This is a genomic window from Vibrio sp. WZ-1, assembly GCF_052037695.1.
Taxonomy (GTDB): Bacteria; Pseudomonadota; Gammaproteobacteria; order Enterobacterales; family Vibrionaceae; genus Vibrio.
Genome location: NZ_JBQEQR010000081.1, coordinates 226,551 through 241,470 on the forward strand (window position 1 = coordinate 226,551; position 14,920 = coordinate 241,470).

Annotated in this window: 14 protein-coding genes and 1 pseudogene; 8 read left to right on the forward strand and 7 right to left on the reverse strand. The window is 46.4% G+C overall.

The features are described 5' to 3' along the window. Positions 1-49 precede the first annotated feature (49 nt). The 3 genes from ACTS60_RS19100 to ACTS60_RS19110 all read left to right on the forward strand — a co-directional run bounded on the left by ACTS60_RS19100 (position 50) and on the right by ACTS60_RS19110 (position 5,566). Positions 50-2,503 (forward strand): GH92 family glycosyl hydrolase, encoded by a 2,454-nt coding sequence (locus ACTS60_RS19100; RefSeq protein WP_440889536.1) that lies wholly within the window; start codon positions 50-52, stop codon positions 2,501-2,503. An 89-nt stretch (positions 2,504-2,592) separates the two neighbouring features. Then, positions 2,593-5,073, forward strand: a complete 2,481-nt coding sequence (locus ACTS60_RS19105) for a GH92 family glycosyl hydrolase (RefSeq protein ID WP_440889537.1) — start codon at positions 2,593-2,595, stop codon at positions 5,071-5,073. 142 nt (positions 5,074-5,215) lie between these two features. Then, positions 5,216-5,566 carry a rhodanese-like domain-containing protein gene (locus ACTS60_RS19110; protein ID WP_440889538.1) on the forward strand — a complete coding sequence of 117 codons (351 nt, stop codon included), beginning with the start codon at positions 5,216-5,218 and terminating at the stop codon, positions 5,564-5,566. A gap of 54 nt (positions 5,567-5,620) precedes the next feature. Here the strand turns inward: ACTS60_RS19110 and ACTS60_RS19115 are convergent, their stop codons facing one another. Next, entirely contained in the window at positions 5,621-6,571 is a 951-nt protein-coding gene (locus ACTS60_RS19115) for a LysR family transcriptional regulator (protein ID WP_440889539.1), read from the reverse strand. Positions 6,572-6,760: 189 nt separating this feature from the next. Here ACTS60_RS19115 and ACTS60_RS19120 point away from each other — a divergent pair, with 189 nt between their 5' ends. Then, on the forward strand, positions 6,761-7,573 hold the full coding sequence (locus tag ACTS60_RS19120; RefSeq protein WP_440889540.1) for an enoyl-CoA hydratase/isomerase family protein: 813 nt from the start codon (positions 6,761-6,763) through the stop codon (positions 7,571-7,573). Between the two features lie 53 nt (positions 7,574-7,626). Here ACTS60_RS19120 and ACTS60_RS19125 read toward each other — a convergent pair whose 3' ends face one another. Next, positions 7,627-7,797, reverse strand: coding sequence for a hypothetical protein (locus tag ACTS60_RS19125; RefSeq protein WP_440889541.1), 171 nt, complete (start codon positions 7,795-7,797; stop codon positions 7,627-7,629). Positions 7,798-7,895: 98 nt separating this feature from the next. Here ACTS60_RS19125 and ACTS60_RS19130 point away from each other — a divergent pair. The 3 genes and pseudogenes from ACTS60_RS19130 to ACTS60_RS19140 form a co-directional block, all read left to right on the forward strand. After that, positions 7,896-8,006, forward strand: a pseudogene (locus tag ACTS60_RS19130) (LysR family transcriptional regulator); the annotation flags it as partial. Positions 8,007-8,125: 119 nt separating this feature from the next. Further along, positions 8,126-9,028 (forward strand): LysR family transcriptional regulator, encoded by a 903-nt coding sequence (locus tag ACTS60_RS19135; RefSeq protein WP_440889542.1) that lies wholly within the window; start codon positions 8,126-8,128, stop codon positions 9,026-9,028. Positions 9,029-9,106: 78 nt separating this feature from the next. Further along, positions 9,107-10,102, forward strand: a complete 996-nt coding sequence (locus tag ACTS60_RS19140; protein WP_440889543.1) for a linear amide C-N hydrolase — start codon at positions 9,107-9,109, stop codon at positions 10,100-10,102. A gap of 30 nt (positions 10,103-10,132) precedes the next feature. Here the strand turns inward: ACTS60_RS19140 and ACTS60_RS19145 are convergent, their stop codons facing one another. Together ACTS60_RS19145 and ACTS60_RS19150 are read right to left on the reverse strand one after the other, a co-directional pair. Beyond that, a complete protein-coding gene (locus tag ACTS60_RS19145; RefSeq protein WP_440889544.1) occupies positions 10,133-10,273 on the reverse strand; it encodes a hypothetical protein in 141 nt (46 codons plus the stop codon). A gap of 63 nt (positions 10,274-10,336) precedes the next feature. Beyond that, a complete protein-coding gene (locus tag ACTS60_RS19150; protein ID WP_440889545.1) occupies positions 10,337-10,876 on the reverse strand; it encodes an NADPH-dependent FMN reductase in 540 nt (179 codons plus the stop codon). A 149-nt stretch (positions 10,877-11,025) separates the two neighbouring features. On the opposite strand from ACTS60_RS19150, the gene ACTS60_RS19155 reads away from it, so the two are divergent. After that, positions 11,026-11,976 carry a LysR family transcriptional regulator gene (locus ACTS60_RS19155; RefSeq protein WP_440889546.1) on the forward strand — a complete coding sequence of 317 codons (951 nt, stop codon included), beginning with the start codon at positions 11,026-11,028 and terminating at the stop codon, positions 11,974-11,976. Positions 11,977-12,087: 111 nt separating this feature from the next. Here the strand turns inward: ACTS60_RS19155 and ACTS60_RS19160 are convergent, their stop codons facing one another. The 3 genes from ACTS60_RS19160 to ACTS60_RS19170 form a co-directional block, all read right to left on the reverse strand. Then, positions 12,088-12,519, reverse strand: coding sequence for a VF530 family DNA-binding protein (locus tag ACTS60_RS19160; protein WP_440889608.1), 432 nt, complete (start codon positions 12,517-12,519; stop codon positions 12,088-12,090). Positions 12,520-12,690: 171 nt separating this feature from the next. Continuing rightward, positions 12,691-14,295, reverse strand: a complete 1,605-nt coding sequence (locus tag ACTS60_RS19165; protein WP_440889609.1) for an ABC-F family ATPase — start codon at positions 14,293-14,295, stop codon at positions 12,691-12,693. A 190-nt stretch (positions 14,296-14,485) separates the two neighbouring features. After that, a complete protein-coding gene (locus ACTS60_RS19170; RefSeq protein WP_440889547.1) occupies positions 14,486-14,905 on the reverse strand; it encodes a VOC family protein in 420 nt (139 codons plus the stop codon). Between the last annotated feature and the right edge of the window lie 15 nt (positions 14,906-14,920).

The window sequence follows — 14,920 nt, forward strand, 5'->3', positions numbered from 1 at the left end:
CCTCGCCCTTTATTTTCTGTAGAACCTTCACTTCTGTGGAACCATAAAAATGAAACTAAAAAGAACCCTTATCTCTACCGCTATTCTCGCTGCCATGCTTGGTCTTGCTGGTTGTAACAGCGATGACGACAACAACAGCTCTGGTACACCATTCGACACCACTCTCACCCAATACGTTAATCCATTGATTGGTACGGGCGCAGATGGTCACACCTTCCCAGGGGCGGTTGTGCCCTACGGTTTGGTGCAACTTTCTCCTGATACCGAAATAGAAGGCTGGGGCTCTGCCGCAGGTTACTTCGACCACGGCAAGCTGACTGAAATCCCAGTATATGGCTTCTCCCACACTCATCTTTCTGGCACAGGCATTACCGACCTTGGTGACATCTTAGTTCTGCCTTTTACTAAGAAAGAAAACGCCGTTTTCAACACCTTCGATAAAGACAACGAAACCGCAGAAGCAGGCTACTACGCGGTTGAACTGAACAAAGGCGAAATCAAAGCCGAGCTAACTACTACGCAGCGTGTTGGCTTCCACCGCTACACCTTCAAAGAAGGCACCACGCCGCACATCAAGTTCGATTTAGACCACACACTCAACAAAGGTCACTTCAACAACCGCACCATGAAGGGCGATTTGGAGTTCATCGACGCTTACACCATCCGCGGTTTACGTAGCTCGAACGGCTGGGCGAACAACCAGCACGTGTACTTCTACGCCACCTTCAACCAACCTATCGTCAAAGCCATTGCTCTAGTTGACGGCGCAGAAACGGAAATCGATGTGAACAACGACAACATCGACGCAGTGAAAACCATCGCTTACCTAGAATTCGCGCCATCATCAACACCGTTAGAAATCCAAGTAGGCTTATCACCGACAGGCACAGAAGGTGCTGAGAAAAACCTAGAAGCAGAAGCGAAAGACGTGTCATTTGATACCGCGCGCGCTCAAGCCAACGACGCATGGCACCAAGAGCTTAGCCGCATGATGGTATCTGGCGGCACGGAAGATCAGAAAGAGATCTTCTACACCGCGCTTTACCACGCCTCTATTGCGCCAATGATTTTCCAAGATGTCGACGGTCAATACCCAGCGATGCGTACTCGCATTCAAAAAGACGCGGGCGACACACCAAACTACTCTGTGTACTCCATGTGGGATACTTTCCGTGCAGCGCACCCACTGAAAACCATCATAGATCCAGAACGTGCCGAAGAGTTTGCCAACGACCTGATTCGTAAATACGAAGACGGTGGCATCCTGCCGAAATGGGAACTGCACAGCCATTACACAGGCACTATGATCGGCTTCCCTGCGGTTTCCATCATTGCTGACGCGATGGCAAAAGGCTTAGACATCGACCCACAACTTGCCAAAGACGCAGCTGAGTTTACCGTGCGTTACCACGAGGCTTCTGAATTCCCAGACTGGACAGAAGACAACAACATCGGCGCAGCAAACGTTGTACAAGTGAAGGTGTACGAAGAAAACGGCTTTGTTCATCACGGCTACTGGAACAGTGCCTCCTACACACTGGAGTTTGCTTATGGCGATTGGGCAATGGCAGAAATCGCGCGCATGGCTGGCGATGTAAAACTGCAAGAAGAGTTTATGACTCGTGCCGACAACTGGCTTAACCATTGGGATGCAGAAACTGGCTTCTTACGTCCGAAAAACCACCCGCTGAGCTCATCGCCAAACAAACCACCATTGGAGTTCAACCAACCAGTTGATGAAGATCGTTTGGATGAGTGTGAGATGGTTGAGTGGCCAGAAGGCTCAGGTGTGATGAAAGAGAAATGCCCACTGCTGCCATTTAACCCTTACTACGTGGACGAGTTTGCTTACACCGAAGGGAACGCGTGGCAATGGAAGTTCCAACCAATGCACGATTTCAACCGTCTGAAACAAGAAATCTACCAAGCCGACTTGGCGCAAGGCAAAGACACCACGCCAGAGAAAGCCTTCCGTGAAGACTTGGACGAGCTATTCAACGCGCATTCTTCAAACACAGGTGAAGAACTGCCAGACCTAACGGGTTACATCGGTCAATACATGCACGGTAACGAGCCATCGCACCACATTCCTTACCTATACGCGCTAACGGATGAGCCATGGAAAGCACAAGAGTACCTAGACCGCATCATGTCAGAGATGTACACCAGCGAACCAACCGGTTTGATTGGTAACGAAGACGTGGGTCAGATGAGCTCTTGGTACTTGATGTCGGCAATGGGCTTCTACCAAGTGACGCCTGCAGATCCGGTCTACACCATCGGTCGCCCTATGTTTGATGAAATCACCATTCCAGTGGAAGGCGGCGAGTTCAACGTCATCGCAGACAACAACAGCCCACACAACAAGTACGTGAAGTCCGTAACCATCAACGGCAAACCGCTGGATGCCAACTTCACCTTCAAACACAGCGAAATCAAAGCGGGCGGCGAGCTTCACTTCGTCATGACAGGTGACAAGCAAGAAGCGCTTCAAGCTCAGTAACGTTTTATGTAATTCGTGTTTAAAGAATACACAGATAGATTAACTCAGTGGCAGGAAGTGATGCGCCTCCTGCCTAAGGAATCAAGATTATGAACTTTACGAAAACCGCTATCGCAACCGCTGTGATTGCAAGTGTTATTGGTTTGGCAGGCTGCAACAATGACGACGATAACACCTCACCAAGCGTCGATACTTCCAATCTAAAATACGTCGATCCATTCATTGGTACCGGCTTTAACGGACACACCTTCCCGGGTCCGGTTGTGCCAGAAGGCATGGTGCAACTTTCTCCAGATACCGAGCTGATCGGCTGGCACTCTTCATCAGGTTACCACTTTGATAAAAAGACCCTATTTGGCTTCTCCCACACTCACCTTTCTGGCACGGGTATGGGCGGCTTAGGTGACATTCTGTTCCTGCCATTTACCGAAGATAAAGCCAAATACATCGAAGACAGCGACGACTACCGCGAAGCGATTTCAGTCAAGATGGACAAAACCTCAGAAGTGGCAGAAGCGGGCTACTACTCTGTGAAGATTGCAGAGAACGGTATCAAAGCTGAGCTTACGGCGTCTGAACGTGTCGGCTTCCATCGTTACACCTACCCACAAGGTCAACCACAACGTTTGAAGATAGACCTCAACTCCATCCTAAACAGTGACTGGGGTTCGACCTCTCTGCGCAACAAACTGACGGTGAGCGAAGACGGTCATACCATCACAGGTGAGCGCGACGCAGCGCACTTCTCTGGTTGGGCGAAGAACCAAAAAATCTTCTTCTATGCGACTTTCGATAAGAAGATCAAAGACGTCTACATCCTTGCCAATGGTAAGCCGGTAGATGGCCTAACGGCAGAGCACGTTTCTGAATTGATTTACGATGATGAAGGCAATGCCATCAAACGTGTCAAAGCAGACGTCACTGCTTACATCGAATTTGAAGATGAAGATTCACAAGAGTTGAACGCGCAAGTGGCGTTGTCTGCGGTTGGCCCACAAGGCGCAGAAAACAACTACGATGCCGAAGCAAATGTCTCTTTCGATACTGCTCGCAACAACGCACGCGAGAAATGGGCAAAAGCGCTCAACTTCTATATCGAAGGGGGCACAGAAAATCAGAAAGAGATCTTCTATACCGCGCTTTACCACACCAAGATTGCACCTATGGTACATCAAGACGTGGATGGTCGATTCCGTGGCATGGGAAAAGGCTCAATTCGTGAAGGTGAAGGGGAATATTCCATCGCTTACGGTCAGGCGACAGAAGAGCAGCCAAACTTCTCGGTTTACTCTCTATGGGATACCCAACGTGCGTTGCACCCACTAAAAACCATCACGGAACCAACCCGCGCGGTGCAATACGCGAAGAACCTAGTGCAGAAGTACACTGAAAGCGGTTTGCTACCGAAGTGGGAACACTTAGGCGACGAGACAGGCACCATGGTTGGGTACCCAGCGGTAACGGTGATTGCGGATGCGATGACCAAGTTCCCAGAAGAGTTTACTCAACAAGAGAAAGAGTTGGCGCTGAAAGCAGCGATCGACTCTTCGACTTACGCGAACTACCCTGCACTGCAAGCCGATTGGGATCAAGGCGTATTGGATCGCACCTTAACCAAGCACATCGATTACATTGAGAAAAACGGCTTCACGCCAGCCATCCAACGTGTCGATGGTGAACCAGTCTTTGAAGACTACACGGTTGAGTCTGTTTCTTACGGTCTGGAAAACGCGTTCTACGATTGGGCTATCGCGCAAATTGCGAAAGCAGCCGGTGATACTCAAGCGGAAGAGCAATACCTTGAACGCTCAAAAGGCTACAAAAAGTACTTCGATTACAACCCAACGGAATACGCAGAGCATGGTGTGACGGGCTTTATGCGCCCGGTGATGATTGATGAAACCTTCATGACGCCATTCGACCCATACGGTACAGAGCATGAAACAGGCAACTACACCGAAGGTAACGCGTGGCAGTGGACTTGGTTTGTGCCGCATGACATCGCGGGCTTAAAAACCATCATGGGTGGCGATGCTGAGTTCCAGAAAAACCTAGAAGCGACCTTCTCCGCAGAAAGCCAAGGCACAGAAACAGCAGATATGTCTGGTTTGATTGGTCAAGTTGCGTTTGGTAACGAGCCTTCACACCACATTCCTTACCTATTCAACTGGACCGCAGAACCATGGAAGACGCAACAAGTCGTTGACCACATTCTTGATGACATGTATTTCGCTGCACCAGAGGGCGTAATTGGTAACGAAGACGTGGGCGCTATGTCCGCTTGGTATGTGATGTCTGCATTAGGCTTCTACCAAGTGAACGCAGCAGAACCTATTTACACTGTGGGTCGTCCGCTATTCGACAAAGCAGTGATTCCGGTGAAAGGCGGCACGTTCACCATCACCACAGAGAACAACGCCGATGACAACATGTACATCAAGTCTGTCACCATCAATGGCAAAGCTTTGGATAACGGTTTCTTCTTCGACCATTCCGAGTTCAAACCGGGTGGGGAGTTGCACTTCGTGATGACGGGCGATCTGTCAGAAGCGATGAAAGCGCCTCAATAAACCTCTATCACTCTTCCCTCTTCAAAGGTCAGTTCGCAAGCGCTGACCTTTTTCCGACTAGTACCATGTTGAACACCCCAATTAGCACGTATAATCTTCATCAGAACGATTAAGGGCAATTAACCTTGAGGAAAGGAACTCAATGAAAAAACTACTTCCGATTGTATTCACTTGTTTGAGCTTAGCTTTGACCGCACCATCGGTGTTTGCTTCTGAACGAGCAGAGCAAGGTTGGCAATGGATTAAGCAAGGCGCAATGATTGTCGATGTACGCACACCACAAGAATTTGCGGATGGTCACTTGGACAATGCGGTTAACTTCCCGCTTTCAGAGTTGGATAAACACTTTGCTAATGTCGATAAAGACACGCAGATCGTACTTTACTGCCGCAGCGGTAATCGCTCAGGGCAAGCATATCAGTACTTGCAATCGCAAGGGTTTACCAACCTTCATAACGCAGGTGGTTTAGTTGAGATGCAACAAGCGAAGTAACGACTAAGCCGCCTTAAAATAAACGGTAGGTTAAATAATACTCTGCCGTTTATCCTACTTCCCGCGCCCATACATCTTGTCGAAGTTAGGTATGTTCTTCTCCCAAATAGGTGTCTCTTCTCCCACAATGGATTTTAGCGTGTCGATGAATAACTTGGTTTTAATTGGTGCGTCTCGGTGTGGATAGACCGCATAGAAGGTGCCGAAATCATCAATATTCAAATCGGTCATGATCGGCACCAACTTGCCTTGTTTGATTTCATCTTGAACCATTTGTGCGGTTACTACGGCGAGCGTATTTCCTCCTGCTGCACTTCTTGCCAACATTTCCACATCATTCACTTTATAAGCGACATTAAGCTGAAAATACTGCTGTTTACCCTGCTCATCTTGGTAGCCGAATTTATCGAACAAAAGACCTGGTGCAGCGTAGATGGTGGCGGGTAGCGATTCCATTTTTTCTAGACTGTTCACCTCACCATACTTTTCTAAAAACTCAGGGGCGGCAACAATCAACAGGCGACTTCGTGCAATCTTACGAGTAATCAAGCTCGAGTTTTTAGGTCGTCCGATGCGAAAGCCAATATCAAAGCCCTCTTGCACCATATCAACCATGCGATCTTCCAAACGCAGCTCAAACTCCACATCTGGGTATTGCTGTTGAAACACTGAAATCGCATCTTGAACGTATTGACGTCCAAACATGGTCGAACTGGTAATACGTAAGACCCCACGAGGCTCTTCGTGATAATTCTGCGCCAAACGGTGAGTATCACTCAGCAGTGTACGAAGGAATTTAGCTTGGTTGATCATTTCATTCCCGGCAGCCGTCAATGATAAGGAGCGCGTGGTTCGGTTGAGCAAGCGAACACCCAGCTCTTCTTCCAAACGGCTGATCTGTTTAGAGATCACCGAACGATCCACATTCTTCTGTTCTGATACCTTGGTGAAGGAGCCAAGTTCGACCACTTCAAGTAACAGCAATAAACGACTAGAGAAATCCATAACGCCTTACCTACAAAACCATTGTTGCTTTTATAGCATCAATTATATGCCATTTAGCTTATTTTTCTCATCTTATAACAAATCTATAGTAGCTGCACACAACGGGAGAGAGACAAACCTCCTCAATACCAAACCAATATATTCGCGTTACTGAGGTCTGCTAATCTTACTAACGCTGAGGAAACAGCTATGAAAACGCTATCAATCACACAACAAAATGGCATCGCTACTGTTGAAATCAACAACCCACCAGTGAATGTACTGACTATCGATTTGATTAATGAAATCAACGAATTTGTACTATCACTTAAAGATGACCGCGATACGAAAGTGGTGGTATTCAAATCACTTCATGAGTCTTTCTTCTTAGCGCATTTAGATTTGAACGTTATCAATGGCACACAAGGTGGTCAGGCAGCATCAATTGAATTCAACCACATGATTACCAATATAAAAGCGATGAAACAAGTATCGGTTGCTGTGGTTGATGGTGTAGCTCGTGGCGGCGGTAATGAGTTTGTGATGGCGTGTAACTTGGCTTACGGCACTGAAAACGCAGCATTTGCTCAGCCAGAGATACACGTCAACATCCCAACGGGTGGTCAAGGTGCGGTACAGTTCGCTCGTCGCATGGGTAAAAACAAAGCGCTTCAAGCACTGCTACTTGGTAACGACTTTACGGCACAACAAGCAGAGCAGTTAAACATCATTACTCAATTTGTGCTTAAAGCAGACTTGGATGGGTTCTTGGCGGCAACATTGGGCGTGATTAGCCAACTAGAAGTGCGTGACATCGTAATGTACAAAGAGATCATCGCAACCTCGATTAAAGATGAAGACGCAGGTGCAGAGCTAGAGTTGCGTTACTTCTTAGAGCGCGCAAAAGAGCAGAAAACCGCAGCGATCATCGATGCGTTCCTAAAACACGGTGGTCAAACAGAGCGTGAAGCGAAAGACATCCAAGGTATCTTTGTTGATACTGCAGCAGAGCTAAATCAGTAATAAAAAATGGCACCATTTATCGGTGCCTTTTTAATTCACAAAGGGAAATTGTATTAGTCTTTTTCGAAAGTCGCGACGGTCTTAACTACGCCCGCCATCATGGTATTAGCGTCTACTTTCTTGGAAGAGCTTTGCATGACCTGTGAATTCTGACGCAGACGCTCACGCAGCGCTTCTAGCTCTTTCTGGGTATCCGATAATTCTACAGATTGGTGGTTACTCATTTTATTCTCTACTTTTGCTTAACGATTAATGGACCGATTATCATCTAAATTAGTTATACGATGTAGTTAGCTACCATCTAAAAAACCGATACATCGTTATGTTTAATCTGTGACAACTTGAAACTTTAGTTTTGTGCGTAGAGTGTGGTTCGTTTTCTGCCGTAGCCAGAAAGCTTGGTAAAGCACAGTCTGCTGTCAGTACTACGATTTATTAGGTTTAGCGTGTATTGAGATAAGTAAACTCATCACAACTTGCTCATCTCTGTCTGGACTCTGCTAAAGGCTTACATTAGGTTTGAATAAGACACTTTTGTAGGACCAAACCATCATGCACATCAGTTATGAGCAAGTGACCGCCTTTGTCGCTGTTGCCGAATGTGGATCTTTTAGCGCAGCAGCAAAACAATTAAATAAGCACCGCACTACGCTTGGTCAGGTGATCACCAACCTCGAAATTGAAATCAACATGACCTTGTTTGACCGTTCGACCCGCTATCCTCAGTTGACGGAAGAAGGCTTGGCACTGTATCAACATGCAAAGAACCTCGCGGAAACTACCAAGTCATTTGAGCGTCTTTGCCAAAGTACCGAGCAAGGGAACGAGAGCCAAATTACTATCTGCCATAGTGAATTGGTCCCGGGAAAACTGATTCAAGAAGTGATGATTGGGATTCGCAAAAAATTCCCTTTAGTCAAAGTGAACTGGCTTCACAAAAACAATCACGAAACTAAAGCTCTGTTCGAACAAGATGCCGCAGACCTTGCTGTCATGCTGGTTCCAACGGGCAATGCCACGACAGCATTCAGCTACACCTATCTACTCAATCTTCCCTTTGTTGTTTGTGCCACCAGTGAATTTATCAAGCAACATCAGATCGTTGACCTCACATCCCTTAAGCGAGCAAGGCAACTGTTGATGGCGGATTTTCACCATACTGGCATTGCACAAACGCTGACGATATCGAATCTCGCCCAACAAATCGAAAGTGTGAATGTGCTCAAAAGCCTATTAGTCGCAGGCGATGGCTGGGCAATTGTCCCAATCCATTGCGTGGAGGATCTTTTAGCAACCCAACAATTACAAACAATCGAGATAGACGAACTCCATGCTGTGCTTCAGTTCCCCATCAATCTTTGGCAACACAATCGATTAGCCGGCCCTGTCACGCGAGAAATGATTCGACTGTTTAAAGAACACAGCCACGCCCACACCATTCAAAGTGAGGATTGAATGCTCATAACGTGATTTAGGTTATTTTGTTTTCCACCGTACACTCCAAATCGTTCCTAAACATGAATCGGAGTTACTATGAAATTGAAAGCGATCACCCTAGCTCTTCTTGCTAGCACTCTTACTACTGGTGTAGCGCACGCTTGTACCTCAGTCGCATGGAATACCGACTTGGGCACTTTCACTTCTAGAACGATGGATTGGATGGAATCAACCTCACCTGTGCTAGGTACCATTAACAAAGGCGACATTCGCTCGCTCCAAGGTAATGGGTTGGGGAATACCTATACAGTGAAATACGACATGGTTGCGGTACTGGCTTATGGTGAGTTGGTTGCCGATGGCGTAAACAGCGAAGGCATGCAAGTTAATGCTCTGTTCTATCCAGGTATGACAATGAAAAAGGCGAAAACGGGTTCAGAAGTGACGCAATTTACCATCGCTGAATACCTACTTGCGAACTACGCAACAGTCAATGAAGTGGTTAAAGCCCTGCCAACATTGGAATACGCTTCTATCTCCATGGAAGGTATGCCCGTTGAAATAAAACTGCACTGGTCTGTGACGGACAAAAGCGGTGACCGCCTAGTGATTGAGATGGATAAAGAGGGCTTGAAGACCTACCTCGGTGATGAAGCGATGGTAATGACTAACGACCCTTCAATGAAAGAGCACATCGAAATGCGTAAGAAGGTTCAGCCAACGTGGGAGAACGCAAGTCGTGATACCGACTACGGATCAATTGGTAACGGCAACTCACACAGCCGCTTTGTTCACGCAAGCTACTTTATGGGTAAACTCACCGAACCAACCAGCATCACCAACGGTATGATGAAGCTGTCGACAGTGCCTTTCCGTGTGCCTGCAGATGCGCCTTACAAAGACTTTGGTAACGGCAATGGCATGTCTGGTTACGCGACAGAGTGGACCATGACGCAAAGCTTGGATACTGGTGACAGTGTGTTCGAATACAACTTTGAAGAAAATTGGAACACGGTGAAGTTTAACGTTTATGAAATGATGGGCAAAGATTTCCGCTTGCCACTGACTAAGTCATTTATGGCGAAATTCTAGTCGCTAAAAAAGACTACGTGCCATTTACACTCAAGCAAAAGCATCGCAATGTCGATGCTTTATACTTGGCTTACAACCATTCAATCTCTGGTCCAATTGCTCTAGCACATCAAACAAGGTTTCGCTCGCCTCTTTATTTGGATACCAAACGCCTTGTTCTAATACCGCCATACCTTACCTACCTTTCTTGATTAGCAACCCTGATTAATAGCGACTTGCGCGAGCATAGATAACTTATAGAGACTGCTCGAAAGACGCCATTAACTCACTCAACTCCGCTGAGGTCGCTGCATCAAATTCACCATCTTGGAACTTCTCGTAAAAACCGCCCAAGCTGTACGTACCTTTTACATCGCCACCCCACCAAGGCATCAACTCTGCCATGGTTTTAATGTTAGTTGCGCCGCCATTCGCACCAGGTGATGTGCTCACTAGCAGTACAGGTTTCTTAGTGTCACCAAAGAATGACGTACCTTGAGGCGCAACGCGTGATAGCCAGTCGATCGCATTTTTAAGGAATGCAGGCATTGAGCCGTTGTGCTCTGGTGATGCAATGATGATCGCATCATGCTCATTTAGGGTCGCACGTAGTTTGTGTGCGTTTTCTGGGATGCCCTGACCTTCAACGTCCAAACCGTACATTGGCAATTCAAAATCGTTTAGGTCGATGGTATTTACTTCTGTTTGTGTAACTTGCTTTGCTAACGCTTGGACCAATAGGTTGTGGATTGATTGGCTGTTGTTACTACCAGTAAATGCGACGATCTTTTTCATAGTGGAATCCTAATTACGTTTGCCCCTACTTATGTCGGGCACTCAGTGAATGAGGTGATATTAATTAACTCCCAATAGTGAATAAACACTATAATAGTAGCTATATAGTTCACTATTAGTGAACAATAAGAATGTGAGGAAACCGCTGCGTGGATAAGATCAGAGCAATAACCGTATTTCGCCGTGTGGTGGAGCTTGGCAGCTTCGTCGCGGCAGCAGAAGATTTAAACCTTTCAAAAGCCGCGATAAGTAAAAATATCAATGAATTAGAGAGCTACTTGAAAAGCCCTTTGATTAACCGCACCACACGCAATTTACACATTACCGATAATGGTCAGCTTTATTATCAGCAAGTGTGTCAGGTTCTCGATGCGCTCAACAATGCAGACCGTTCGGTGATTGAATCTTCGCACACCTTGAAGGGCACACTAAAAATCAGCATGCCGATGTCGCTAGGATTAATTGAGCTTAATCCGATCATTTGTGATTTCATGAAGCTGCACCCAGAACTCTCCATAGAAGCCATCATGAGTGACGAGCACATCGATTTAATTGAGCAAGGCGTCGATATTGCTATTCGTGGCGGTGGCGAATTGGGTAACTCGAGCTTGCGGTCGCGCAAACTTTTGGACATCCGTCGTGTGCTTTGTGCTTCTCCTCAATATCTTGAAGAGTCGCTGCCGTTTCAGTCTCCGAGAGATGTCGTAAACCATCGGTTACTCAGTTACAGCCTATCTTCAACTTCTCGCCGTTGGGTATTCCAAAATGATACTCAGGTCTTGGAGGTCGATCTTCCACCAAGTGTTTACACCGTCAACAGCGGTTTGGCGCTCACCCAAGCGACATGCGCAGGGCATGGGGTTGCGTTATTGCCAGACTTCTTTGTTGAGCCTCAGTTAGCATCCGGTGAATTGGTCGAGATTACCCCTGAATGGCAGATGGAAAAGCACGCGCTGTATATCGTTTACCCTTACCACAAAGAGCAATCGCAAAAGTTACGTGCTTTTATTGATTATGTCGTGGAAAGCTTCCAAGCGCGATTCAGCCGTCAGTCAGATCCGCAGCAGATGTACTCTTCGATTATTAAGCTAGGGTCTTGATAACAAGGTTTAGCTGAAGAAAAGACAATAAAAAAGCCAAACTGGATAGTTTGGCTTTTCATCAAAATCATCCTTGTACCTGATGCCTACAAGAACAAGAAAAGTGAAAGTTTATCGACGGTGGTTGTTAAAACGAGCGCGATCTGCACGCTGTTTAGACGAACGCTCTTTGTGTGCAGACGCAGCCTTCGCTTGTGAAGCCAGAATCGATTCAACCGTCAGTTCCATTGGCTCACGCGGTTCCAATCCATGACGGAAAGTACGTGCACGTGGTGGCAGGTTGTACTCGTATTCAGATGCCTTTGGCATACGCTTGTAGCGGTATAGGTAGAAGTTTTCTACACGCTCACGAGCCCATTCTGTTTTCTTCAGGTATTTAACACTGCTCGCAATGCTTGGCTTAGTGTTGAAACAGTTCATACGCATTGCTGTGTCGAGGATTTCCCAACCGTAATGGTCAACAAGCTGCTGCAACATGTCTTCTAATTTAAGACCGTGCAGAGGGTTGTTCTTCTGCAGTTCAATACGTTCTTCGTCGGTCATAAATTCATGGCTCATGAACGGCTCCTTAATTGTGGGTGGCGAGCATGGTACTCACCACCTTACCTCTATTAGGTTTAGATTAATTCATCATAGTGAACAAGCCATCAAAGTCTCTGTTTAACAGATATATCTTATTGGCTTGTTCACACTTATATGGCTTAGCTACGTTGGTTACGCGGCGCTCAACACTTTTTGCTGATGTGCCATGTACTCTTCAAACGTACCTTGGAAACTCACTAGCTGTTTGTCTTTCACATCAATGATCGACGTCGCCAAAGACGATACGAACTCACGGTCATGACTAACGAAGATCAAAGTACCAGTGTAGTCTTTTAATGCGCTATTTAACGCTTCAATCGCTTCCATATCCATGTGGTTGGTTGGCTCATCCATGATCAGCACGTTGATGTCTTGCATCATTAGCTTACCAAACAGCAGGCGGTTCTTCTCACCACCCGAGCAGTTTTTCGCCTTTTTGTTGGCATCGTCAGCAGTAAAAAGCAAGCGACCTAGAATGCCTCGCACCATTAGGTCATTGTGCTTCACGGTACGCCATTGTGAGATCCACTCAAAGATGGTCAGATCATTATCGAAGTCCGCACTGCTGTCCTGTGGGCAGTAACCAATCGAAGCGTTTTCAGACCACTTAACTACCCCCTGAGTTTGCTCTAGTTCGTTCACTAGGCAACGCAGCAAGGTCGTTTTACCCACACCGTTTTCACCGATGATCGCAAGGCGAGTGCCTGCTTCAAGTAACAAGTTGCCTTTTTCAAACAGCAGCTCATCATCAAATGAATGCCCAAGATCTTGCAACTCTAACGCTAAACGATGCAGCTTTTTACCCTCACCGAAATCAATCGATGGGCTAACACGGCTACTTGCTTTCACTTCGTCGAGTTGGATTTTTTCCATCTTCTTAGCACGAGAGCTGGCTTGTTTTGCTTTCGATGCATTCGCACCAAAACGATTTACGAATTCTTGAAGTTCGTTGATCTCAGCAGTTTTCTTCGCGTTAGAAGCCAATAACTGCTCACGACGAAGACCAGATGCTTCAAGGAAATATTCATAGTTACCAGGGTAAATGCGCAGTTCGCCGTAATCGATGTCTGCCATGTGAGTACACACAGAGTTTAAGAAGTGACGGTCGTGCGAGATGATGATCATCGTACATTTACGTTGGTTCAACTCTTCTGCCAACCAGTTGATGGTGTGAATGTCCAAGTTGTTGGTTGGTTCGTCGAGCAACAAGATATCAGGGTTTGCAAACAGGGCTTGCGCCAAAAGCACACGCAGTTTCCAGCCCGGAGCAACTTGTTGCATCAAACCAAAATGCAGTTCTTCTTCAATACCCGCTTGAAGCAAAATATCGCCAGCACGGCTTTCTGCTGTGTAGCCGTCCATTTCTGCGAACTCACTTTCAAGCTCAGCGACTTTCATACCATCTTCTTCACTCATTTCAGGCAATGAGTAGATGCGGTCACGTTCCTGCTTCACTTCCCAAAGCTTGCGGTCGCCCATGATCACAGCATCAATCACACTGTATTGCTCGAACGCAAACTGATCTTGGTTTAGTACACCAAGCTTTAATCCCGGGGTAATCGAAACGTTACCTGAGCTCGGCGTCAGCGCACCACTCAAGATTTTCATGAATGTCGATTTACCACAGCCGTTCGCACCAATCAGGCCGTAGCGATTGCCATTGCCAAACTTAGCAGAAATGTTTTCGAACAATGGCTCGGCACCAAATTGCATGGTGATATTGTTTGTACTAATGATAGCAGTGTCCTCGAAGTAAATTTCTTTTAATAACAAGCTCTTAATTTACTTTCGAGATACTGTTAAAAAAGGTCATATTGAATGTGGCCGCCATTCTATATGATTCATTCATAAGGTGATATAGGTCACACTAATATTGATTAGGATTTTTTAAACAATAAGAGTGCTTTTTGTAGTAACTAAGACAAGATTATGTGCGAGACGACATGGGATGGCTTGGACTCATCTCTAGTAAGTCCCACAGGTTGCCATAGAGATCTTCAAATACAGCGACTGTGCCGTAGTCTTGCTCCGCTGGCGGGCGAACAAACTTAATGCCCTGCTCTACCATTCGGTTATAGTCGCGCCAGAAGTCATCGGTGTTCAAGAATAGGAATACACGTCCACCGGTTTGATTACCGATAAAGTCATGCTGCTCTGGCTTAGACGCTTTGGCTAACAATAATGTCACACCGTTAGAACCTGGTGGAGAAACCACAACCCAGCGTTTATCTTGCTCTGGTTGGTAAGTATCTTCCACCAGCTCAAACTTCAGCTTATTTACATAAAAATCAATCGCTTCATCGTAGTCTTTTACGACCAAAGCAATATGGATAATGGATTGTTTCATCTTGTTATACCTTGC

Coding starts and splice junctions, on each gene's coding strand:
- ACTS60_RS19100 (WP_440889536.1), top strand. CDS start 50: ATGAAACTAAAAAGAACCCTTATCTCTACCGCTATTCTCGCTGCCATG.
- ACTS60_RS19105 (WP_440889537.1), top strand. CDS start 2,593: ATGAACTTTACGAAAACCGCTATCGCAACCGCTGTGATTGCAAGTGTT.
- ACTS60_RS19110 (WP_440889538.1), top strand. CDS start 5,216: ATGAAAAAACTACTTCCGATTGTATTCACTTGTTTGAGCTTAGCTTTG.
- ACTS60_RS19115 (WP_440889539.1), bottom strand. CDS start 6,571: ATGGATTTCTCTAGTCGTTTATTGCTGTTACTTGAAGTGGTCGAACTT.
- ACTS60_RS19120 (WP_440889540.1), top strand. CDS start 6,761: ATGAAAACGCTATCAATCACACAACAAAATGGCATCGCTACTGTTGAA.
- ACTS60_RS19125 (WP_440889541.1), bottom strand. CDS start 7,797: ATGAGTAACCACCAATCTGTAGAATTATCGGATACCCAGAAAGAGCTA.
- ACTS60_RS19135 (WP_440889542.1), top strand. CDS start 8,126: ATGCACATCAGTTATGAGCAAGTGACCGCCTTTGTCGCTGTTGCCGAA.
- ACTS60_RS19140 (WP_440889543.1), top strand. CDS start 9,107: ATGAAATTGAAAGCGATCACCCTAGCTCTTCTTGCTAGCACTCTTACT.
- ACTS60_RS19145 (WP_440889544.1), bottom strand. CDS start 10,273: ATGGCGGTATTAGAACAAGGCGTTTGGTATCCAAATAAAGAGGCGAGC.
- ACTS60_RS19150 (WP_440889545.1), bottom strand. CDS start 10,876: ATGAAAAAGATCGTCGCATTTACTGGTAGTAACAACAGCCAATCAATC.
- ACTS60_RS19160 (WP_440889608.1), bottom strand. CDS start 12,519: ATGACCGACGAAGAACGTATTGAACTGCAGAAGAACAACCCTCTGCAC.
- ACTS60_RS19170 (WP_440889547.1), bottom strand. CDS start 14,905: ATGAAACAATCCATTATCCATATTGCTTTGGTCGTAAAAGACTACGAT.